Annotated in this window: 22 protein-coding genes and 1 tRNA gene; 14 read left to right on the forward strand and 9 right to left on the reverse strand. The window is 31.7% G+C overall.

All coding sequences use genetic code 11. The features are described 5' to 3' along the window. Positions 1–32 precede the first annotated feature (32 nt). On the reverse strand, positions 33–1,091 hold the full coding sequence (locus tag ABD771_RS04205) for a porin (RefSeq protein ID WP_345091047.1): 1,059 nt from the start codon (positions 1,089–1,091) through the stop codon (positions 33–35). Between the two features lie 3 nt (positions 1,092–1,094). Next, a complete protein-coding gene (locus ABD771_RS04210; protein ID WP_345091050.1) occupies positions 1,095–1,526 on the reverse strand; it encodes a nuclear transport factor 2 family protein in 432 nt (143 codons plus the stop codon). Positions 1,527–1,661: 135 nt separating this feature from the next. Between ABD771_RS04210 and panB the strand changes: the two genes are divergently transcribed. The 5 genes from panB (at position 1,662) to ABD771_RS04235 (ending at position 7,774) form a co-directional block, all read left to right on the forward strand. Then, positions 1,662–2,480, forward strand: a complete 819-nt coding sequence (gene panB / locus ABD771_RS04215) for a 3-methyl-2-oxobutanoate hydroxymethyltransferase (RefSeq protein ID WP_298306090.1) — start codon at positions 1,662–1,664, stop codon at positions 2,478–2,480. Positions 2,481–2,513: 33 nt separating this feature from the next. Continuing rightward, on the forward strand, positions 2,514–3,209 hold the full coding sequence (locus ABD771_RS04220) for an RluA family pseudouridine synthase (protein WP_345091055.1): 696 nt from the start codon (positions 2,514–2,516) through the stop codon (positions 3,207–3,209). Positions 3,210–3,288: 79 nt separating this feature from the next. Next, positions 3,289–4,665, forward strand: a complete 1,377-nt coding sequence (locus ABD771_RS04225; RefSeq protein ID WP_345091058.1) for a hypothetical protein — start codon at positions 3,289–3,291, stop codon at positions 4,663–4,665. Between the two features lie 4 nt (positions 4,666–4,669). Then, a complete protein-coding gene (locus tag ABD771_RS04230) occupies positions 4,670–5,998 on the forward strand; it encodes an aldehyde dehydrogenase (protein ID WP_345091061.1) in 1,329 nt (442 codons plus the stop codon). Between the two features lie 453 nt (positions 5,999–6,451). After that, positions 6,452–7,774 (forward strand): hydroxymethylglutaryl-CoA synthase family protein, encoded by a 1,323-nt coding sequence (locus ABD771_RS04235; protein WP_345091064.1) that lies wholly within the window; start codon positions 6,452–6,454, stop codon positions 7,772–7,774. Between the two features lie 57 nt (positions 7,775–7,831). Here ABD771_RS04235 and tnpA read toward each other — a convergent pair whose 3' ends face one another. Together tnpA and ABD771_RS04245 are read right to left on the reverse strand one after the other, a co-directional pair. Then, positions 7,832–8,281 carry an IS200/IS605 family transposase gene (gene tnpA / locus ABD771_RS04240; RefSeq protein ID WP_345091067.1) on the reverse strand — a complete coding sequence of 150 codons (450 nt, stop codon included), beginning with the start codon at positions 8,279–8,281 and terminating at the stop codon, positions 7,832–7,834. 91 nt (positions 8,282–8,372) lie between these two features. Further along, on the reverse strand, positions 8,373–9,908 hold the full coding sequence (locus tag ABD771_RS04245) for a YifB family Mg chelatase-like AAA ATPase (RefSeq protein ID WP_345091333.1): 1,536 nt from the start codon (positions 9,906–9,908) through the stop codon (positions 8,373–8,375). Positions 9,909–10,089: 181 nt separating this feature from the next. On the opposite strand from ABD771_RS04245, the gene ABD771_RS04250 reads away from it, so the two are divergent. The 4 genes from ABD771_RS04250 (at position 10,090) to ABD771_RS04265 (ending at position 15,142) form a co-directional block, all read left to right on the forward strand. Beyond that, positions 10,090–13,083, forward strand: a complete 2,994-nt coding sequence (locus ABD771_RS04250; protein WP_345091070.1) for an amidohydrolase family protein — start codon at positions 10,090–10,092, stop codon at positions 13,081–13,083. Position 13,084: 1 nt separating this feature from the next. Beyond that, positions 13,085–14,383, forward strand: a complete 1,299-nt coding sequence (locus ABD771_RS04255) for an amidohydrolase family protein (protein ID WP_345091073.1) — start codon at positions 13,085–13,087, stop codon at positions 14,381–14,383. Positions 14,384–14,472: 89 nt separating this feature from the next. Further along, positions 14,473–14,952, forward strand: a complete 480-nt coding sequence (locus tag ABD771_RS04260; protein ID WP_345091076.1) for a hypothetical protein — start codon at positions 14,473–14,475, stop codon at positions 14,950–14,952. After that, positions 14,942–15,142, forward strand: coding sequence for a helix-turn-helix transcriptional regulator (locus ABD771_RS04265; protein WP_345091079.1), 201 nt, complete (start codon positions 14,942–14,944; stop codon positions 15,140–15,142). The genes ABD771_RS04260 and ABD771_RS04265 overlap by 11 nt, the downstream gene beginning before the upstream one ends. Positions 15,143–15,177: 35 nt before the next feature. On the opposite strand, the gene ABD771_RS04270 is transcribed toward ABD771_RS04265, so the two are convergent. The 4 genes from ABD771_RS04270 to ABD771_RS04285 form a co-directional block, all read right to left on the reverse strand. Next, on the reverse strand, positions 15,178–17,184 hold the full coding sequence (locus ABD771_RS04270) for a protein-disulfide reductase DsbD family protein (RefSeq protein ID WP_345091082.1): 2,007 nt from the start codon (positions 17,182–17,184) through the stop codon (positions 15,178–15,180). Beyond that, positions 17,185–18,468, reverse strand: coding sequence for a tRNA lysidine(34) synthetase TilS (tilS, locus tag ABD771_RS04275; protein ID WP_345091084.1), 1,284 nt, complete (start codon positions 18,466–18,468; stop codon positions 17,185–17,187). 121 nt (positions 18,469–18,589) lie between these two features. After that, the gene (locus ABD771_RS04280; protein ID WP_345091088.1) at positions 18,590–18,979 is read right to left on the reverse strand and encodes a hypothetical protein; all 390 of its coding nucleotides are present in this window, start codon (positions 18,977–18,979) and stop codon (positions 18,590–18,592) included. Between the two features lie 47 nt (positions 18,980–19,026). Continuing rightward, positions 19,027–20,316, reverse strand: coding sequence for an anthranilate synthase component I family protein (locus ABD771_RS04285; protein WP_345091091.1), 1,290 nt, complete (start codon positions 20,314–20,316; stop codon positions 19,027–19,029). 202 nt (positions 20,317–20,518) lie between these two features. Between ABD771_RS04285 and ABD771_RS04290 the strand changes: the two genes are divergently transcribed. From ABD771_RS04290 to ABD771_RS04305, 4 genes are all read left to right on the forward strand, one after another. Then, positions 20,519–21,421, forward strand: coding sequence for a DUF4349 domain-containing protein (locus tag ABD771_RS04290; protein ID WP_345091095.1), 903 nt, complete (start codon positions 20,519–20,521; stop codon positions 21,419–21,421). A gap of 100 nt (positions 21,422–21,521) precedes the next feature. Then, entirely contained in the window at positions 21,522–21,899 is a 378-nt protein-coding gene (locus ABD771_RS04295) for a DoxX family protein (protein WP_345091098.1), read from the forward strand. 69 nt (positions 21,900–21,968) lie between these two features. Further along, positions 21,969–22,475 carry a hypothetical protein gene (locus ABD771_RS04300; protein WP_345091101.1) on the forward strand — a complete coding sequence of 169 codons (507 nt, stop codon included), beginning with the start codon at positions 21,969–21,971 and terminating at the stop codon, positions 22,473–22,475. A 109-nt stretch (positions 22,476–22,584) separates the two neighbouring features. Next, entirely contained in the window at positions 22,585–22,725 is a 141-nt protein-coding gene (locus tag ABD771_RS04305) for an SsrA-binding protein (protein WP_345091104.1), read from the forward strand. Here the strand turns inward: ABD771_RS04305 and ABD771_RS04310 are convergent. Further along, positions 22,722–23,234, reverse strand: coding sequence for an adenine phosphoribosyltransferase (locus ABD771_RS04310; protein ID WP_345091107.1), 513 nt, complete (start codon positions 23,232–23,234; stop codon positions 22,722–22,724). The two genes, ABD771_RS04305 and ABD771_RS04310, sit on opposite strands and share 4 nt — an antisense overlap. 70 nt (positions 23,235–23,304) lie before the next feature. Here ABD771_RS04310 and ABD771_RS04315 point away from each other — a divergent pair. After that, positions 23,305–23,378, forward strand: a tRNA-Arg gene (locus ABD771_RS04315). Positions 23,379–23,716 lie beyond the last annotated feature (338 nt).

The following is a 23,716-nucleotide window of genomic DNA, read 5'->3' on the forward strand; positions in this document are numbered from 1 at the left end:
TTAAAATCGTAGGATGAAACGCTAATTTAGAATTAAAACTCAAAACTCAAACTAGTTGTCAAAAAGAAATTTGAATTAACTAAATCAGAACCTTTTGCAAATACTTCTTTTTTGCTTTCAAAGAATCGAGCTTCTGTTCTTAATTTTACTTTTGAATTGGGCAAATAATCGAAATTTAACAAAAATCCAAGAGTTTTAAATTTGTCATTTGTGGCAATAATCACATTCTTTTCATCTTGGTAATATTCGGTTCTAAAAGCCGTTTGCCATTTTGGATTTATAGAATATTGTGCAATAAAAACAGGACTTAACCAAGATGCAGATGAGTTATTTTTTGAACTTAAATCTTGCAAACCATAATCAAAACCTGCAATGGTTCGCCATTTGTCATTCCATTTCTTATCAAAATATAAATTACTGAAATAACGCATAGTATAATCAATTCCATTAAACTCCTTTCCTACGAAAGTGCTCCAATTTAAAGTGGAATTTGCAGATGATTTATAAACAATTTGAGTTCCTAAAGATGGTGCAACATCCTTTTGAGGTTTGTTGATTCGTTGCCAACCATTAGTCAATAAAGCAGCAAAATTCCATTTATCTGACGGTTTGTAATTATATTTCACTCCTGTCATAAAATAAGGCGAATTTTCAGCTAAAATAGAACGTGTTAAGGTTAAATTAGTTGCCGTTGTTGAAGATTCAAATCCTAAATAACTTGGTAAAATTCCAACTTCGATTGAATGTTTTTTTGATTGATCTAGGTACAAACCCACATAGGCTTCGTTTATATATTTTATCTTTTCGTTGGCATAATTATCGTCAACATAAGTTCCTGATTGTAATGACAATACTGCATAAGCATTTTCATATTCCACTTTTGCACGTAGTAATCCAATATTGATATTAAACTCATTATGACGATTGTAATTGTACAGAAATGGCAATTTTGCATCGGTTAATGGTTGATTAAAATCATAAGAATAATAAGTTTCTACAAATCCCGAAAAGGTGGTTTTTAGTTCACTCTTTTCTTGTGAAAATAGTTGACTGAAAATAAGTAGTGTTAAAATTGTAAATATATTTTTCATAAACTATTTTCTTCTTGTATCAATACAATAGATAATTTTCCAAATACCATTTTCTTTATAAAGTGTAAAAGCATTTACGCCAGAATGACTTAATTTACCATTGATGTAGAATTCATAAGGTGTCCAAACATGTGCCATCGTGCCATCAACTTGAATAGAATAATTTAAAATCTTTTCTTCAAATTTAAAATCACTCGGGATAGTTGCAATAGAATTATAGAATTCTTTAGCCGATTCATCAGATAATTTGGCTCCTTTTGCATTTTCCATTATCGATTGAAGAATGATTTTATCTGAACAAACTGATTTCATTTTAACAGTATCTTTAGCGTGAAAACCTTCAAAAAAAGTTTCAATAACTTTCTGAACTTCTTGATTTTGAGCTTGAATAGAACTAGCAAAAATCATTATTAAGAGAAATATTGTTTTTTTCATTTTAGAACAAATTTATAATTACATGAATATTAGTATATTTTTGATGCTATTTATTACAAAACTAATCGATTTTATTACTTTTACAACCTCTTAATCTAAGAAGTCTAAAAATCTAATCATCAAAGAAGTCTAAATATGTCAGTAGCTAAAAAAGATTACAAAAGAATTACAACCAAATCATTAATTGAAATGAAAGCCAATGGCGAGAAAATTTCAATGTTAACTGCTTATGATTTTACAATGGCAAAAATCGTTGATACTGCTGGTGTTGATGTAATTCTTGTCGGTGATTCAGCAAGTAATGTTATGGCCGGACACGAAACTACTTTACCAATAACATTAGACCAAATGATTTATCATGCTTCTGGAGTTGTTCGTGCTATTGAAAGAGCATTGGTTGTAGTAGATTTACCTTTTGGAAGCTACCAATCTGATCCAAAAGAAGCATTACGTTCGTCAATTAGAATCATGAAAGAATCCGGAGGACATGCTGTAAAATTGGAAGGTGGAAGTGAAATCAAACAATCTATAAAAAGGATCTTAGCAGCTGGAATTCCAGTGATGGGACATTTAGGTTTAACACCACAATCAATCTACAAATTCGGAACTTATACTGTTCGTGCTAAAGAAGATGCTGAGGCAGAGAAATTGATTGAAGATGCCAAATTATTAGAAAAATTGGGCTGTTTTGCTTTAGTTCTAGAAAAAATTCCTGCTGCTTTAGCCGAAAAAGTTTCTAAAAGCATTTCAATTCCTGTTATCGGAATTGGCGCTGGAAGTGGTGTTGATGGACAAGTACTTGTAATTCATGACATGCTTGGAATGAATAATGAATTCAGTCCAAGATTCTTACGCCGTTATTTAGATTTATACGATCAAATGACGAAAGCTATTGGAAATTATGTAGCTGATGTAAAAAGTCAAGATTTTCCTAATGCTAATGAACAATACTAGTAATTAGTGAATAGTAATTAGTAAATAGTAATTTTGGCAGAGAAAATCGTTTCAAATAAAAATAACCTTCAAATTCTTCACGAAGACAATCATATTATTGTGATCAATAAACGTGTTGGAGATATTGTGCAAGGTGATAAAACTGGAGATAAACCGCTTTCTGAAATTGTAAAAGAATTTATCAAAGAGAAATACAATAAACCAGGAGAAGTTTTTCTAGGTGTTGTTCATCGATTGGATAGACCTACAACTGGAATTGTGGTATTTTCTAAAACAAGTAAAGCACTTGAACGTTTGAACAAGATGTTTAGTGAACGTGAAACTAACAAAACTTATTGGGCTGTTGTAAAAAACAAACCACCAAAAACCGAAGATAATCTTATTCATTTTCTGAAAAGAAATGAAAAAAACAATACTTCCAAAGCGCATTTAAAAGAAGTTCCTGAAAGCAAAAAAGCATCTTTAGATTATAAAATCATCAAAGAATTAAATAACTATTTTGCATTAGAAATCAATCTTCATACCGGAAGACATCATCAAATTCGTGCACAATTACAAGCTATTGGTTGTCCGATAAAAGGTGACTTAAAATATGGTTTTGACCGCAGTAATCCTGATGGTGGTATTCATCTTCATGCACGAAAATTAGCTTTTACTCATCCGGTTTCAAAAGAACAAATTGAAATAATTGCTCCTACTCCATCGGATGCCATTTGGAATTCGATTTAAAAAGATTAACTTTACTCCACAATCGCATAGGCTTTTATGCGTTTTAATTGTTGTTAACCCAAATTTACAATATTAATCTATGAAAAAATTAATCTTATTATCCTCATTTTTAATGTCGGTAACAGCACTATCACAAGACCATTTTGCGGGTTTAACCAATTCTAGTAGAGTTGGAATTTTGACAACTTCAATAAATCCTGCCGAATTAGCAAATATGTCTAATAAATTTGAAATTAATGTAGTCGGGGTTAGTTTCAATGTAGCAAACAACAAGATTGGATTTAGTGATTTAACATCTGATAAAGATATTGAAAAATTGCTATTTAATGGAAATGAACCTGTTAATCTTAGAATAGACGCTGAAGTCTATGGATTAGGATTTGCTATAAAACACAAAAGTTGGGCTTTGGCAATTACTTCTAAAATAAACGGAAAACTTGATGCTGTAGATGTTGATACAAAACTTGGAGATGCATTGGTTAATTCAGGTTTAAATAGTGTTTTAGGTTCTAGTTCAATTAATAATAATTACAACCAAAGACTTACCGGAACAACTTGGGGTGAAGTTGGTTTTACTTTGTCTAAAAATCTTTTAGATAAAGAAAAATATAAAGTTAATGTTGGGGCAACTTTCAAATTGTTATTCCCAGGATCTTATTCTAATTTGGGATTAGATAAATTTAATGGAACAATCAATAATGTTGGCTCCCAAGTATATTTAAACAATACTACTGCCAATTTAAACATTGCTTACTCTGGTTCATTAGCCAATAGTTTTTCAAATTTTGAGGATTATTCAAAATCGGTTTTTGGAGGATTAAATGGTTTTTCTGGTGATATCGGAATTAACTTTCAATGGAAAGATGAGCCAGAAACCAATCCAAAGAAAAATCATAACAAATACAAATTCAATGCTGGTTTAGCACTAAGAAATATGGGGGCAATGACCTTTAGTGATGATAATAATTACAAAACCAATTACACTTTAAACATACAACCTACCATTGCAAATCCACAAGGATTAAATCTAAATCAATTTGAAAACATCGATAATCTTCAACAGATTGAAACTATATTAATCAGTCAAGGTTATTTAACAAAACAACCCGAAAAGAAAGACTTTAAAGTAAAACTTCCAACGCTTTTCTCAGCTTATGTAGATGTAAAAATAATCTCGAGAATCTTTGTTTCTGGTTATATTCAGCAAAAAGTGAATGATGATAATAGTAACGATCAAATTACTGCTCAAAATAGTTTTACACTAACTCCAAGAGTAAACCTAGGTTTCTTTGAAGTATACTCGCCTTGGACAAGTAACGAAATATCTGGATTTAACGGCGGAATTGGTTTTAGAGTTGGAGGATTTTATTTAGGCTCTGGTTCTATAATCACCGCAGTAATTAATGATAGTAAACAAGCTGATATCTATGGCGGCTTTAGATTAGCGTTTTTATAATATCATGAAATATAAAACAAGCATCAGTTACCGAAAAGAGAAACTAAAACAGCTTCTTAATGTGATTATTAAGCATGAAAATGAAATTGTTTCTTCGCTTTACAACGACTTCAAAAAACCTGAATTTGAAGCAGTTGTAACTGAAACAAGTTATGTAATTTCTGATTTAAAAGACACAATAAAAAACATAGATAAATGGGCAAAACCCAAATGGATTTTGCCTTCTTTATTAAATTTTCCTTCATCAGATTATATTTTGCAGGAACCTTATGGAAAAGTCTTAATTATTGCTCCATGGAATTATCCTTATCAACTGGCACTTTGTCCTTTAATTGCTGCCGTTGCTGCAGGAAATCAAGTTGTCGTTAAGCCATCAGAATTAACCCCAAATACATCTGCAATAATTTATAAAATAGTTTCAGAAGTTTTTGATAAAGAACATGTTGAAGTAATTGAAGGTGGAATAGAGGTTTCCGAAAAACTTCTATCACAACGTTGGGATTATATTTTCTTTACCGGAAGTGTAGCCGTTGGCAAAATTGTAGCCAAAGCCGCAGCAGAGTTTTTAACTCCTGTAACTTTAGAACTAGGTGGAAAAAATCCATGCATTGTAGATGAAAATTGCAATATAAAACTCACAGCAAAACGAATTATTTGGGGAAAATTCATCAACGCTGGACAAACTTGCATTGCACCTGATTACATATTAGTAAATTCTAAAATTAAGTCAAAATTAATCGATGCTTTAAAAACAGAAATCATTCTTGCATATGGAGAGAATCCAGAAGAATCAAAAGATTTTGCAAGAATTGTAAACACTAAAAATTGGAAAAGATTAGTATCATTTTTAGAAAATGAAACCATTTTGTATGGTGGAAAAATCAATGAATCTGACAACTATATTGCTCCTACTTTGATAGATGAATCAAAACTTGATAGTTTAGTTATGCAAGACGAGATATTTGGCCCTGTTTTACCAATAATAAGCTACAAAGAGGAGTCTGAAATAGAAAAGATAATTTCTAAATACGAAAAACCGCTGTCATTTTATGTTTTTTCAAATAATACAAAATGGGCAAAAAGTATAGTGAAAAAATATTCTTTTGGTGGTGGATGCATCAATGATACTGTAGTACATTTTTCTAACAAACGCTTACCCTTTGGAGGTGTCGGTTATAGTGGAATTGGTGCCTATCATGGACGATTAAGTTTTGAAACTTTTTCTCATAAAAAATCAATTGTAAATAAATCTACATGGCTTGATTTACCTATGCGATATGCTCCATACAAAGGAAAATTAAAAACTCTTAAAAAATTATTGAATTGGTTATAAACAATTTAAAAGATTAATTTATTTTTTATATCTTGCTAAGAAATTTATAATTGAATGATTATAAACACTACGCTATTCAATTCTTTTCAAAATTGTTGTACAGAAAATTCCCTTAGTTTTCTTCAACCTTTTATTGATTTTAAAACAATTCCGTTACTGTTTTTTTTTAGAGAATGAGACACTTTTGCTAAGTATGGTTATAATTTAAGATAAAATTGATATTTATAAAAAAAGAGCCATTTCAAGATTGCTCTTTTTTTTATGCAAAAATGTTTTTATTAAAATCTGCTTTTGATAACTATTTGAAATAAATGAAACCAATAATTTTTAAAAATATAAAAAAATAAACTAAAAATTATCACATTCACAAATCTACATCACTACAATAAAATTTAGACATCGTTCAAGTATTAATTTCCATTCAAATAGTAATTTTGTCTAAAATTTACTATCATGAAAGTCGGAATTGACAGCATTGCATTTGAGATACCAAAAATACATTTACCAATAAAAGTTCTTGCAGAAAACAGAAACATTGAACCCGAAAAACTTGTAAAAGGTTTAGGCTTACACAAAATGAGTTTTCCAGATGTACACCAAGATGTCGTAACTTTTGCTGCCAATGCTGTTTACAAACTTATCCAACAAGAAAACCTAAACCCAAAAGATATTGCTCGAATTTATGTTGGAACAGAAAGCGCTGTCGATTCTTCAAAACCTATAGCAACTTATATAACTTCATTATTAGAACAACAATTAGGCGAAGGAAGCTTCAATTATTGTGATACTTTAGATATGACTTTCGCTTGTATTGGAGCTGTAGATGCTTTACAAGTAAATCTTGACTTCATAAGATTAAATCCAACTAAAAAAGCCATAGTTGTTTCAACCGACAATGCCAAATACGATTTGAATTCCACTGGTGAATATACTCAAGGTGCTGGAGCAATTGCAATGTTAGTTACTGCTAATCCAAGAGTTTTAGCATTCTCTCAAGAAGTTGGCGTTTCTGCACAAGGTGTTTTTGACTTCTTCAAACCAAGACGCTATGTCACTAAGGAAGAAATACTAAACACAACAGATAATCCTGAATGGTTTGGAATTCTTGAAAATGAAATTGCTTTCTACAAAGAACAACCAGTTTTTGACGGACAATATTCTAATCAATGTTATATCAACAGAACTTCAGATGCCTATTTCAAATACAAAGAAATCACCAACCAAAAAGGTAAGTTATACGAAAGTTGGGAAAACATTTTAATGCACCTTCCCTATTGCTTTCAAGCTCGAAGAACATTTGTAGAAATTTTTGCCAAAGAAAATAATCTAACTGAAGATATAAAATCCATTTCAAAAACTCCTGAATATTTAGAATTTGTAAACCAAACAATTTTTCCCTCAGAAATCGCATCGGGTCAAGTAGGAAATATGTACACTGGTTCTATTTTCCTCGGAATGTTATCTACATTATGTTACCATTTGCAACAAAACACTAATCTTACAAACAAAAAATTTGGATTCATTGCCTACGGAAGTGGATCAAAATCTAAAGTTTTTGAAGCCGAAGTTCAAGAACATTGGCAATCAGTTATTGAAAAAGCACAATTATTTGAAACCCTAAACAATTCCACAGAAATCGATTTTGGAACCTATATCTCACTTCACAAAAAAGAAAGAAAACAATCCGTTTTACAACCTAAAAATGAATTTGTTTTAGATTATATCGAAAAAGAAAATCCTGTTTTAGTTGGCGCTAGGTATTATAAATTTCAATAGCCAACACCTTAAGGTGTTGGCTATTGATTAATTTTATGATAAAGGCTTTAGCCAAAATTAATTTTCTTTAACTATTTTATATTTATCAATAATCTCATCATATTCAGATTTAAAAGTTCTTTTCTTATGATGACTTTCTTGATTTTTAATATAGTTTCTTACACGAGGTAAAATAGATTCTGAGACAGATAAAGCAAAATATTCATCTTGCCATTCGAATTTTTTTCCTGATAAATTAGGAAAAAGATGGTTGTTTTTATTAATCCAATAAGAAGATTCTCCTTTAATTAATTGCATTATTTTATCGACACTCTGATTTATTTTCAATGATATTAAACAATGGCAATGATCTTCATATCCATTAATAAAATCAATATGAATATCTTTTTTTATAGCATTTTCCTTAATATGTTTCCAAACTAGTTGTCTTGACTCAATTGTATTTAAATAAGGAAATCTGTTTTTTGTACTCCAAACAAAATGGATATATATTTTTAGATAAGGCATAGATTTACTTTTTTTGGCTTTTATATTTTTTTTATTTTTTATTTTTTCCTCTATCTGAAGCTAAAGGCAATTCAGGATGATTTTTTCAAAATCATCCAAGCCATCCATCTCTGTCCAAACTTCTGTATTGAATAGCTTCTGCAATATGATTGGAAACCACAATTTCTGAATTTTCTAAATCAGCTATGGTTCTAGCTACTTTCAAAATTCTATCAAAGGCTCTTGCAGAAAGATTCAATCGCTCCATAGCTGTTTTTAGTAATTGTAACGATGCTTCATCTAAGGCACAATATTCTCTAATTTGTTTCGAATTCATTTGTGCATTATAATGAATGTTATCAAATGTCTCAAATCGTTTACTTTGAATTTCTCTTGCTGCTGTTACTCTCTTTCTAATTTCGATACTACTTTCAGATTTTCTTGTTTCGGTCAATTTATCAAACGGAACTGGAGTTACTTCTATATGAATGTCAATTCTATCTAAAAGTGGTCCTGAGATTTTACTCATGTACCGTTGCATTTCGTGTGGCGATGAACTTTGTGGCGCATCTGGATCATTAAAATAACCGCCCGGACTCGGATTCATACTTGCCACCAACATAAACGATGATGGATAAGTAATTGTGAATTTAGCTCTCGAAATAGTCACTTCCCTATCTTCCAAAGGTTGACGCATTACTTCTAAAACTTCTCTTTTAAATTCTGGTAATTCATCTAAAAACAAAACACCATTGTGAGATAAAGAAATTTCTCCAGGTTGCGGATAACTTCCTCCTCCAACAAGAGAAACACTTGAAGCAGTATGATGTGGCGCTCGAAAAGGCCGTTGACTCATCAATCCAGCATCTTTAATTTTTCCGGCAACAGAATGTATTTTTGTAGTCTCCAAGGCTTCTTTCAAAGTCATTGGTGGTAAAATACTTGGCAATCGCTTGGCTAGCATCGTTTTGCCTGAACCTGGTGGACCAATTAAAATAATATTATGTCCGCCAGCTGCGGCAATTTCCATACATCTCTTTATAGACTCTTGACCTTTGACATCTGAAAAATCAAACTCTGGAAAATCTAATTCCTTGTAGAATTCCTCTCTTGTGTTGATGATTGTTGGTTCTAAGGTTCCTTTTCCTTCAAAAAAATTGATTATCTCGGTTACGTTTTCAATGCCATAAACTTCTAATCCATCAACAACTGCAGCCTCTTTGGCATTTTGCTTTGGAAGAAAAAAACCTTTAAAACCTTCTTCCCTAGCCTGAATAGCAATGGACAAAGCACCTTTTATGGGTTGCAAACCTCCATCTAATGACAATTCTCCCATAATGACATATTTATCTACGTCATCAGCTTTTATTTGACCAGAAGCTACAAGAATTCCAACTGCTAATGTCAAATCATAAGCAGATCCTTCTTTACGCAAATCAGCTGGCGCTAAATTTATTGTGATTTTTTTTACTGGTAATTGATAACCATTATTTTTGAGTGCAGCAGCAATTCGATAACTACTTTCTTTAATGGCGTTGTCGGGCAAACCTACAAGATGGTATCCAACTCCTTTATCAATATTTACTTCAACAGTGATTGTTGTGGCTTGAACGCCAAAAACGGCGCTTCCATAGACTTTTACTAACATGGCGTATATAATTAAGTTACAAATATCTAAAAAAAAATTATTCAACAAAAACTTTTGACTTTTTTTTCCATCATCAGTTCTCCATCTCATTCTAAAAAAGTTAAAACTCAAAAAAAAATAAACAAAAGTTTAGTATTACTAAAACGTTTTTTTACTTTTAACGAATATACTACTAACCACTATGAAGAAAATTCTATTTCTAATTGTACTTAGTTTAATTACTAGCACAATTTCCGCACAAGATTATTTTCCAATCAATGAAAATGTAAAAAATAAAAGCACTAATTATACTGCTTTTACCAATGCAAAGATTTACGTTACACCAACTCAAGTTATTGAAAAAGGGACATTGTTAATTTTAGATGGAAAAATTATTGCCGTTGGAACAACCGTTTCAATTCCTAAAAATTGTCAGGTTATTAACATTGACGGAAAATCAATTTATCCATCATTTATTGATATTTACACCAACTTTGGAGTAGAAAAACCTAAGTCAATAAGCAGTTTCGAAGGTGGTCAATTATACGATACTAAAAGAAAAGGATATTATTGGAACGAACACATTCGTCCAGAAATAAATGCTTTTGAGTTATTTAAGTATGATGAAAAAAAAGCAGAGGATTTCTTAAAAATTGGCTTTGGTGTCGTAGGAACTCATAATCAAGATGGTATTGCTCGAGGTACTGGAAGTTTAATAGCACTTAATAATGCTCCAAACAGTTCCAAAATTATAAGTAATTCCATTTCAAATCATTTTGGATTTACTAGAAGTTCTGGTTCGGCACAATCGTATCCAAATTCTTTAATGGGAATGATGGCACTTCTTAGACAAATGTATTATGATTTAGACTGGTATAAAAAAGGAAATTCAGAAACAACCGATTTGTCTCTTGAAGCTTTAGCTAAAAATGAAAAATTAATACAAATATTCGCATCCGAAGATAAACTAAATAGCTTAAGAGCATCAAAAATTGGAAACGAATTTAACATCAATTACCTACTTAAAGGTTTTGGAAACGAATTTGAACGCATTGACGAAATCAAGAAAACCAATGCCAGATTCATCATCCCAATAAATTTTCCTGAAGCTTACGATGTTTCCAATATTTTCCAAGCCAATCAAATGGAATTAACTGATTTACGCTATTGGAATCAAGCTCCTACTAATCCGAAAGTATTATCAGATAACGGTATTACTTTTGCGCTAACAACTGATAAACTTAAAAAATTAGACGATTTTAGAACCAATCTACTACGAGCAATTAAGTTAGGATTTGATAAGACTAAAGCCCTAGAATCATTAACAACTATTCCTGCACAAATGCTTGATAAAAGCAACGAAATTGGAAGTCTAAAAGTAGGAAGCTATGCCAATTTTCTTATCACTTCTGGAGAAATATTTAGTGAAGAAACCCTACTTTTTGAAAACTGGGTACAAGGAACAAAATATGTAGTAAACGATGGAACTATAAAAGATATTCGTGGCGATTACGATTTAACTCTAGACAATGATACCTACAAAATGAAAATTGAAGGAAAAATTGCTAGTCCGAAAGTAAACATTAAAACAAAAGAAGATAAAACAGTAAGTTCTAAATTTTCTTTTTCAAACAATTGGATTACACTTATTCTAAAATCAAAAGATACAATCAATCCATCAATAAATAGATTAACTGGATATGTTGAGAATACTTCAAATATATCTGGTAAAGCTATTTTAAATGATGGTAAAGAAGTATCGTGGAGCGCGATAAAAACAGCTCCTTTTGTAAATAAAGAGGAAGTAAAAGAAGTTGAAAAACCTTTCAAAGTCTTTCCGGTAACCTATCCTAATTTACCTTTTGGAAATTCGCAAAAATTAGTATCACAAAATTTATTATTTAAAAATGCAACGGTTTGGACCAATGAAAAAGAAGGTATACTTCAAGAAACCGATGTATTAGTGAAAAATGGAAAAATTGTAACCATCGGAAAAAACATTTCGGATGCAAGTGCTACAATAATTGATGCCAAAGGCAAACACATTACTTCAGGAATAATTGACGAACATTCCCATATTGCAATTTCAAGAGGTGTAAATGAATCTGGACACAATTCAACTGCAGAGGTAACTATAGAAGATGTAGTTAATTCTGAAGATGTTAATATTTACAGAGAACTTGCTGGTGGCGTTACAACATCACAATTACTTCATGGTTCTGCTAATCCAATAGGTGGTCGTTCGGCCATTGTTAAATGGAAATGGGGATTAGCACCAAACGAAATGCTCTACAAAAACCAACCAAAATTTATCAAATTTGCCTTAGGTGAAAATGTAAAACAAGCCAATTGGGGAATCGAAAATCCAACACGTTATCCTCAAACTAGAATGGGTGTTGAACAAGTTTTTACCGATTATTTTCAACGCGCCAAAGAATATGATGATGCTTGGAAAAGCTACCGTGCCAATTCAAAAAATACTAAAGCTCCAAGAAAAGATTTAGAATTGCAAACCCTTGCAGAAATCATCAACAAAGAACGATTCATTACTTGCCACTCCTATGTGCAATCTGAAATATTAATGATGATGAATGTGGCTGAAAAATTCAATTTCAAAATGAATACCTTCACTCATATTTTGGAAGGATATAAAGTAGCCGATAAAATGAAAGAACATGGGGTTGGCGCCTCTACGTTCTCCGATTGGTGGGCATATAAATTTGAAGTTAATGATGCCATTCCCTACAATGGTCCGATAATGCATAATGCTGGTGTAGTAGTTGCCTACAATTCTGATGATGCTGAAATGTCTAGACGTTTAAATCAAGAAGCAGCCAAAGCAGTAAAATACGGCAATGTTTCTGAAGAAGAAGCATGGAAATTTGTAACACTAAATCCTGCAAAATTATTGCATATAGATGATAAAGTAGGAAGCATAAAAGTTGGTAAAGATGCCGATTTAGTGGTGTGGAATGAAAATCCGTTATCTATTTACGCAAAAGCAGAGAAAACAATAATTGAAGGTGTAGTTTATTTCGATATTGAAAAAGACACCATACAAAGAGACGCAATTACAAAAGAAAAAAATGAATTGATTAGTCAATTGCTTGAAGAAAAAAACAAAGGTATGCTTACGCAAGAGCCTACAAAAAAAGAAAAGAAAGAATATCATTGTGACACTTTAGAAGAAAACTAAAATGAAAAATTTATATTTAATTATTGTGATTTTAAGTTTAACAACAAACTTAATCGCTCAAAAAAAGATAGCTGAGAAACAAAGCAAATCCGTTTTAATTATGAACGGAACAGCGCATCTAGGTAACGGAAAAGTTATAGAAAATAGCGTCATCGGTTTTAAAGATGGTAAATTGCAATTGGTCGCCGATGCAACTCTTGTCAGAATTGATATGACTGCTTATGATTTAAAAATTGATGCTGCAGGCAAACACATTTACCCTGGATTTATTGCTCCAAATTCAACATTAGGATTGGTTGAAATTGATGCCGTAAAAGCCTCTGATGATGAAGATGAAATTGGAAACTTTAATCCAAATGTAAAAAGTTTAATGGCTTATAATGCTGAATCAAAAGTAACCGAAACTGTGGTTCCTAATGGTATTCTTACAGCGCAAATCACTCCAAGAGGTGGAAGAATTTCTGGATCATCTTCTATCGTTCAATTAGACGCTTGGACATGGAAAGATGCGGTTCTTAAAGAAAATGATGGTATTCATTTGAATTTTCCTAACACTTTCAGAACGGGTCGTGGAGCAGAAAATGGTGTTATTGAAGTGAATAAAGACTACATCAAACAAATTGAAGAAATTGTAAATTTTATCAATACTGCGAAGAGCTATTCAAGCAGTACTCCGAAAGAAAGAAACCTAGTACTAGAAGCTATGAAAGGACTACTTGACGGATCACAAACACTTTTTATTCATGCTAATGACGAAAAACAAATTATTGATGCTGTAAATGTATTCAAAGAAAACGGAATCAATAAACTGGTTATTGTAGGAGGATATGAAGCCTACAAAACAACAGAGTTGTTACTAAAAAACAATATTCCTGTTCTTCTGAAACGTATACATGAAATGCCAGTAAATGATGATCAAGATTATGACCTTCCTTTCAAAATGGCTAAAATTCTTACCGAAAAAGGAATTCTTGTTGGACTTGAAAATAGTGGAAATATGGAGCGAATGAATACTCGTAACCTACCTTTTCTTGCTGGTACTTGCGCTGCATATGGACTTGATAAAGAAATAGCCTTACAACTAATAACTTCTAATACAGCCAAAATTTTAGGAATAGACTCTTTTTGTGGAACCTTAGAAGAAGGCAAAGACGCAACTCTATTCATCTCAGAAGGTGATGCATTAGATATGAGAACCAATAAATTAAAGGAAACTTTTATCCAAGGTAGACTCATTAACTTAGAAAACCATCAAAGTAACCTAAATAAAATATACAAATCAAAATATAATCAAAACTAAAAAGTAAAATATTTCATTCTTTTTGTAAAATAAAGTTGTCTATATGTAAAACATACTTTACATTTGTTTCAACTTTTAAATCAAAAATTATGAAAACACACTTTTTATTTCCAAACTCATTTAAAAAAATTGGATGGTTGTTGTTTGTGCCATCAATAACATTAACAATACTATTTTCCTCTTTAGGAACTAATATTGATTCCTACTTAAATGTAACAACGTTTGCTATTTATCAAGAAACAATTGGTCAAAAACCTGGCTTCTTTAGTTTGATTGAAAATAGTATCTTGGATGAACTTCTAACATTTGGGATGATTGTTGGAGGAATATTTGTTGGCTTTTCTAAACTAAAAAACGAAGATGAATACATCTCAAAAATAAGATATGAAAGTCTTGTTTGGGCAACCTATTTAAATTATGGTTTAATACTATTCTTTACCGCATTTATCTTTGGTATGCCCTACTTAAATGTATTATTTCATAATATGTTTACTTTGCTACTTTTCTTCATCATAAGATTCCATTATAAAATTTATCAATTAAATAAAGCTACTAACGATGACGAATAATTTGAAAGTCTTGCGCGCTATTAAGAATATTTCGCAAGAAGATTTAGCCAGGCAAATTGAGGTCAGTCGTCAAACGATAAACGCAATGGAAAAAGGAAAGTATGTTCCCTCAACAGTTTTAGCTCTTAAACTAGCACGCTTTTTTGATAAACCTGTAGAAGACATTTTTACCTTAGAAGCAACCGATTAAAAAAAATCCCATCTAAATTAAGATGGGATTTTTTATTATTTTTTAAAATTTACAATTCCTTGTTTCAACCAATTCTCATACAATGCAACATCAGGATCATAACTTGTGGTTGGTGTTACCTTATTCAAATTATTACCTTTATTGTCAACCAATACGTATAATGGTTGCGTATTAGTGTTGTATTTAGTAATCATAAAATCGGTCCATTTATCTCCAATCGTTTCAATTTCTGCTCCTGTAGATTTAGAGACAAACTGCTCTTCATTTGGCAACGGACGTTTATCATCGGCAAACAATGAAATTACAACAACATCGTTCTTTAATATTTTCAAAACTTCTTCTTCCGACCAAACATTGTTTTCCATTTTTCTACAATTCACACAAGCATGTCCTGTGAAATCTAATAATGCTGGTTTCTTTACTTTATTAGCATAAGCCATTCCTTCTTCATAATCTGTAAAAACAACTATGCCATGTGGTCCAAGTTCAGCTCCTTCTGGTAATTTTTCTCCTGTACCATTAGAAGAACCTCCTACTCCATTCGGACTTTCACTATAGGTTTCTGGTGGTGGAAAAGCACTGATTAATTTTAATGGTGCACCCCAAAGTCCAGGAATCATGTATATGGTAAAAGCTAAGACTGTTAAAGCCAATCCTAATCGTCCTACAGAAATATGAGTAATTGGAGAATCGTGAGGTAAAGTAATTTTTCCAAACAAATAGAAAGACCAAGCCCCAAAAATTGCAATCCAAATTGCTAAGAAAGTTTCTCTTTCAAAATAATGCAATTGCAATACTAAATCAGCATTTGATAAAAATTTGAATGCCAAAGCTAATTCTAAAAATCCTAAAGATACTTTTACCGTATTCAACCATCCTCCAGATTTTGGTAGCGAGTGCATCCAACCCGGAAACATAGCAAAAAGCATAAAAGGTAAAGCTAAAGCTGATGAAAAACCTAACATACCTATAATTGGTGCTATACCTCCTTTAGAAGCAGATTCCACCAAAAGAGTTCCTACAATTGGTCCTGTACAAGAGAACGAAACTATAGCCAAAGCTAATGCCATAAATAAAATACCAACAATTCCTCCTCTGTCTGCTTGTCTATCTACTTTATTGGCCCATGAATTAGGTAACATAATTTCGAATGCACCCAAAAATGAAGTAGCAAATACAACTAATAGCAAAAAGAAAATGATATTAAACCAAACATTGGTTGAAAGCGCATTCAAAGCATCCGCTCCAAAAATACCTGTAACAGCTAAACCTAAAACAACATAAATTGCTATAATTGAAATACCATAAATAATAGCATTTCGTTTGCCTTGTGCCGGAGTTTTACTTTGCTTAGTAAAAAAACTAACCGTCATAGGAATCATTGGGAAAACGCAAGGAGTTAATAATGCAGCAAATCCTCCTAGAAATGCTAGAAAAAATATAGTCCAAAGTCCTTTTTTCTCTTCTTTTTTAGGAGCAACTTTTGCTACTGTTTCTGTGGCAGCTTTAACTTCCGTTTTAGTAGTGTCAACAGTTGTTGCTGGTGCTACTTTGGCTGTGTCAGCAGCTGGAGCAACTACAGCGACTGTTTCTATTACTGGAATAGCAAAACTAAAATCTTTATTATCGTTAATACAACCGTCTTTACAAACCTGAAAATCAACGTTTAGAAGTATTTTACCAACTTTAGGATTGGTGATTTTCACTTTTTGAATTAGTGTAAACTTCTTTTCAAAATAGTATTCATCTACTTCAAAATCGGCATTGAATTGTTTTTTGTAGGGACTTTCTTTTGCCTTACCTACCAATTCATAATTTCCTTTTTGGTTTTTAAATTCTAAAACAATTGGCAAAGGTCCATTTTCTGGAGTAAATTGAGAATAGACATGCCAACCTTCTTCAATAGTAGCATTCATGACCAAATTAAACTCAGTATCGGATACTTTTTCTACTTTAGATGCCCAAGTTACTGGTTTTTTTATTTGCGCATTTATATTGGTTAAAACCAAAAAAGCAATCAATGTGTAAAAGAAATTCTTCATTTATTGAATGGTTATTTTTAAAATTTTAATAGTATTTGAAGTTGCTTTAAATCGTTCATCTTGTCGCATTCCAACAATCCAAATAATTTGATTATCAGAACATAACAACCATTGATTTGATTTTTCAATCAACGATAATTTCTCGTCCTTAAAATACTTGCTAACTTTCTTTTTACCAAGCATTCCTGCAGGATAGAAAAAATCGCCTTCTTGCCATCTTCTCAAGACCAACGGAAACAACAATTTTTCTTCATCGACAAAGATACTATTTGAATTTGATTCAGAAATGTCACCTACGTTACAAAACTCAAATTTTAAGGGAATATTAACTTGGCTTACATTTTTATCTATCAAATAAATATCGGTTGCAGTGGCTTCTTCTTTCAAAGATAAAATCAAACAATCTCTATCCTTCAATAAACAATAGTGTTCTGAATAAATCTGTTTGCCTGATTGTGCCTCAACCAAATTATAAATATCATCCCAAGCTGTAAATCCATAATTTTTAAGCCATTGAAATAAATAGGCTTTATAATTGGGCAATTTCAACAACTCTTTTAATTGAAATTTTAAAAGATGCTTCTCTTCTTTAACTACAATTTTATAAACCAATTTAGAAGCATCTTCCACCAACGATTGTGCTTGTTTCAAATGTTCTAGAGTGTTTTCAAAAGAAGCCAGCAAATTAGGATGCAATTCTTTTAAAACCGGAACCACATCATGACGCAACTTATTACGCAAATATTTATCGGAAGCATTACTGGAATCTTCTCGCCATTGAACCGCATTTGCTTTAGCATAATGTTCGATATCTAATCGAGAGAAAGACAATAACGGACGAATGATTCGCTCATTTTGATTGGGAATTCCTGTCAATCCATCCAAACCTGTTCCTCTGCTTAAATTGATTAAAAAGGTTTCTAAGCTGTCATCCAAGTGATGAGCTGTTAAAATATAATCGAAATGCTCTTTATCTATTAGTTCATAAAACCATCCATAACGCAGCTTTCTAGCTGCCAACTGAATGGAAAGTTTATAATCTTCAGCAAACTTTGCAGTATCAAATTTTTGAACAAAAACTTCTATTTGCCTTTCTTTACAAAAAGAAGTCACAAAAGCTTCATCACCATCACTTTCCTCTCCTCGAAGCTGAAAATTGCAATGAGCAACAGCAAAATCATACTTTAATTGATGTAGTAAATGCACCAAAACCATACTATCAATTCCGCCACTTGTAGCCAAAAGGAGCTTCTTTTCCTTTAAAAAAGGAAAGTTATTTTGCAAATGATTTTGAAATTGGTATAGCATTTATAGTATCAAAACGCTAAAGTAGTAATAATAAAAGTTTGACGAAAAGAACTCATCAAACTTTTATTGTTATTGAAAAAAGTTTATGCAACTTCATCTATAAAGAAGCAACTCTTTCAAGTGTTTTGGTAAGTTCTTCGGTAGTTTTTGAAATCGGAATTGATTCTACGATTTTTTTAGTTCTAGCATCAACAAAAAATAGAATTCCTGAAGAACGTAACTTTACATATTCCAATCCATTCGCTTTCAAAATTTCTGCAGAAGCGGCTTTGGTTTCTTTATTTGTTATATCGTTTGTTAAAACTGTCATACTAGTATTGTCCACTTTTGATAGCAGTTCATTAACTACTCTATCTTCGTTTTTAATACAAGTAGAACACCATTTTGCTTTAACCAAAACCACATAATATTTAGGAGAGGTTTGAGCAAAAAATGAAGTAGTAAACAGTAATACCGCCAACACTATTAGTTTCTTGAAATTCTTCATAATACCTTTTTTAAATTGTAAGATTGCGCTAAGTTAAACATAAAAAATTAATTATTTTGTAATGTATCTAACATTGCTTTGGCTTTTAACAAACATTCTTCATATTCCTGCTCTGGAATAGACTTTGAAGTTATAGCGCTTCCTACAGAAAATGAAACATAGTGCAATTTTTCATTGTACAAAATACTTCTTATGACCACATTAAAATCAAAGGCACCATTAGGAGTAAAATAGCCAACTGCACCACTGTACAAACCTCGTTTGGTTTCCTCTAAATCTTCAATGATGTTCATGGCCGAAATCTTTGGTGCTCCAGTCATACTGCCCATTGGAAAAGTAGTTTGCAACAACGCTGTTGAGGATGTAGTGCCTTCAACCTCTGAAACAATAGTTGAAATCATTTGATGTACTTGTTTAAAAGTATAAATACCGCACAACTCTTCTACTTGAACCGAACCTTTAGTGGCTGTTTTAGACAAATCATTACGAACTAAATCAACAATCATGATATTTTCTGAACGTTCTTTCTCATTTTCCGAAAGCTCGTTCTTTAGAAGCGCATCTTGTTCTAAATCAAAACTTCGTCTTGCAGTTCCTTTTATGGGTTGTGAAATCACTTTATTACCTTCTCTTTTCAAATAGCGCTCTGGAGAAGCACACATTAAATAATCGGAGTTATTTTTGAAATAGACTGCAAATGGTGGCTCCGAAATGGCATTCAACTTTTGATAAATAGCTAGAGGATTTATTATCGCATTTTCAGCATAAAATTCCATACAAAAATTGGCTTCATAAATATCGCCACGATGAATATGATGCAACATTTTGCCCACTTTAGAAAGATAATCTTCTTTAGAGATACGCTGTTGAATTGTAACTTCCGAATGTTGGGTACTGAAAACCGAACACTGGTTTATTTCTTCAATATCCGAAGTCATTTCATCATCACACAAATACAAATAGTGCAGCTCTAGTTGATTTCCTTTCAATAAAAATAACTTTTTGGGTTGAAAGAAAAACAAATCTGGAAAGTGCAAACCATCATAATTATTGGATTGTAAATCTTCAATATCGTTTTTTAAATCATAAGATAAATAACCAAACAACCAATCGTTGGATTGACTTTGATATTGATGTAAATCTTCGAATGACTTATCAAAATCGGTTTTTATTGAGGTAAAAGCATCAACGGCAACAACACAATCATAATTGGAATAGTGTTGATGGTACTCATTAGAATCTAAAAAAACCACTTCTCTAAATTGATTGGACCACAACAAAAGCTGTTCCTTGAATAATTTAGGGTTTTCAATAGTGCTACATTGGATTGTTCTCAAAGGGAATTTTTCTTTCTTCAAAATTACAACAAAAAATATTTTGAGCTAAAATTATAATTTCATTTTTTTTGGCACGATTTTTAGACTGCTGAAAATAGGCACAATTACTTCACTTAAAATTAAATTATTATTGATAATAAAACTACTTAAATCTTACTAATTAAATACAATTATCTAAATAATAACTTTAATTTTAATTTCTATGAACAAAACCACCAAATTCTTATGGGCAGTGTTACTTATGAGCAGTGTCGTTGCTTGCAAACAAGCAGAAAATGAAAACGCAACCGAAGCAGCTTACGACCAACAAAGTGCTTCTGCAGATTCAACAAGTGTAATTTCCTCTTCAGCTGCTGTTGAGCCCAAGAACAGTAATCGAAAATTTGTTAGAACCGCCGACATCAAATTCAAAGTCAAAAACGTAGCCAAATCAACTACAATTATTGAAGACGCTACAACGAAATTTGGTGGATTTGTAACCTACACCAACCTTCAAAGTCATATAAATGAGGAAGACAAAACTAAAGTAAGTCCAGATAGTACGCTTGTTACCACAAAATATACTGTTGACAACAATATTACTATTAGAGTTCCTAACACCCAATTGGATACCGTTGTAAAAAGTATTGCTAAGCAAATTGATTTTCTAAACTTTCGCGTCATTAAAGCCGACGATGTTACGCTTCAAATGTTGTCTAATAAAATGGCTCAAAAAAGAAGTACTGCTACCGAAAAGAGAATTGCAACTGCTATTGATGAAAAAGGTAAAAAATTAAATCAGGTAATTGATGCCGAAGAGAATTTAGATACCAAAAAAGAGCAAAACGATGCTAAAACAATAGAAAACTTATCCTTGCAAGACCAAGTAAACTTTAGCACACTAACACTGCAAATCTATCAAGATCAAACCGTCAAACAAGAAATGGTTGCCAATGAAAAAAGCACCAACGCCTATCGACCTAATATTGGACTTCAAATTTGGGACAGTTTAAAAACTGGTTGGTTTATTTTAGAAAACATTATTTCTTTTGTTGTTGTGCTTTGGCCTTTCGCTCTTATGGCCTTCTTAGGATATCTAGGCTATAAAAAATATTTGAAAAGGTAAATTTGGAATTACAGTCTTACAGAACCACTCTTAGGAGTGGTTTTTCTATTTGAAATAAAATTTATTCTCTTTGAGAAACTAACCAATACATTTTAAAACTATGAGAATTGCAATTATTATTGTTCGAGTACTCCTTGGAGGACTAATGTTGTTTGCTTCCATTTCTTATTTCTTCAAACTTGGAGATCAACCTGCTCCAACCGGAGACATGGCAACAGTTATGGCAGGCTTTATGGCATCAAAATACATGTTTCCATTAGTAAAAGTTATCGAACTTTTAGCCGGAATATCACTTGTTAGTGGCAAATTTATGAGAGCCTTTTTGTTAATACTTTTACCTATATCCGTAAATATCTTTTTACTTCATGCTGTAGTTACCAAATCAGATTTACCAATGGCAACAGCAATTTTATTAGCAAACGTTTTCTTGATTTACGCAAACTGGAACAGCTACAAGCATTTATTTGAGTGGAAATAAGAACAAAGAATCTCTGAATTTGAAGACTTTATTTTCAAATTATAATCAATTTTTACCAAAACCTAATAAATGAGATATTTTATAACCTTTCTTACAATAACAACTCTTCTTACGTCGAATTTTTCATTTGGTCAGAAGAGTAAAAATTATAGTTATTTAATTGATTGTTTTAAAAATTCTTCTACTGAAAAAGGTGAAAGAACTATAAATGGAATTGGTAATGTGGAAGAAATTTCTTTAAGTTCTAATGAACTCAATGAAACAGGGTTGTTATATTTTGAAATTCCAAAAAATAAAAAGGGCAAGTCACTTTTGAAATTAGCTGAATTGGTGACGAATGATTATATAAAAACTTGGCAAAACAATTCAAAAGTCCTACTTAATCAAAAATACGAAAATACTAATGTTTGTATAATTGATTTGAGACTTCATATTAAAATTGAAAATATTTACATGCAGGTAATTGTTATTAATGATGGTGAAAAGATGTATCAGATAATGTGTTTTAAAGATACTGCAGACGATAATCATTTTAATTCATTAGTAGATAAAATAAAAGAGCAAAACTGCTTATAAAAGCTGTTTTAATAAATTTCATACCAATGAGCTCGATACTATTTCGGGCTCATTTTTTAATATTACAAACTAAATAAAAACTAAAAAACTATCTTTGCAAAAAAAAGTGATGTACAAAGTCTTAGCTAAAATAAACAAACTTTTACTGCCAAGTTTTACCAAACAGCGATTGGATTTGGCTAAAGCTAAAAAGTGGCAAATGGCGCTTATTGCTTACCGTTATTATGTGACTTGTCGTGCCATTGACTAATAAGTCATAGCAGCAAAAATCTCATTGTCTCCCAATTTTTCTCTTCCGTTTAGAAAAGACAATTCCATTAGAAAATTGCATTGCACTATTTCTCCACCTAAGCGTTCTACCAGTTCGCAAACGGCTTTTGCAGTTCCTCCTGTGGCAAGCACATCATCATGAATAAGTACTCTATCTCCTTTTTCAATAGCGTCTATGTGTATTTCTAAAGTATCTGTACCATATTCTAAATCGTAAGTAGCTGAAATAGTTTCAAAAGGTAATTTCTTTGGTTTTCGTACAGGAATAAATCCCGCATTTAATGCTTCTGCTAATAATATTCCGAAGAAGAAACCTCTACTTTCAACTCCAATAACTTTATCTATTTTCTTATCTTTTACTGTGGAAAGCAATAAATCTAGCGTTTCTTGTCTTGCAATTGGGTTACTTAGTAAAGGTGTAATGTCTTTGAAACCAATTCCAGGTTTTGGAAAATCCTGAATATCACGGATGTATTTTTTAAGAGGCATATTTTTTAATATTATAGTAAATTTGGTTTGCAAGTTACACAAATATACTTATATTTGCACCCACAAAAAAGGCCTCGTGGCGCAACTGAATAGCGCATCTGATTACGGCTCAGAAGGTTACTGGTTTGAATCCAGTCGAGGTCACTTAAGAATGAAAAGCTCTGACGATAGTCAGGGCTTTTTTTGTATCCCATTTTTAATTTTGAGCTTGCTCAAAGAATTAAAATGGGATACAAAAAAAGTTTTTCAATCGCAGATTGAAAAAAAGCTTTTCATTTCCACTACGGAGCTCATTCTGGAACTTGCGAAGCAAAATCCAGAATAAACAAATATTCCCACTCCCACTAAGCAACCCATTCTGGAATAACGAAGTTAGTCCAGAATAAAAAAAAATCTTCCCACTCCCACTAAGCAACCCATTCAGGAATAACGAAGTTAGTCCAGAATAAAAAAATAAGCTTTTCATTTCCACTACAAAACCC

The organism is Flavobacterium chungnamense (genome assembly GCF_039539165.1).
GTDB lineage: Bacteria > Bacteroidota > Bacteroidia > Flavobacteriales > Flavobacteriaceae > Flavobacterium > Flavobacterium chungnamense.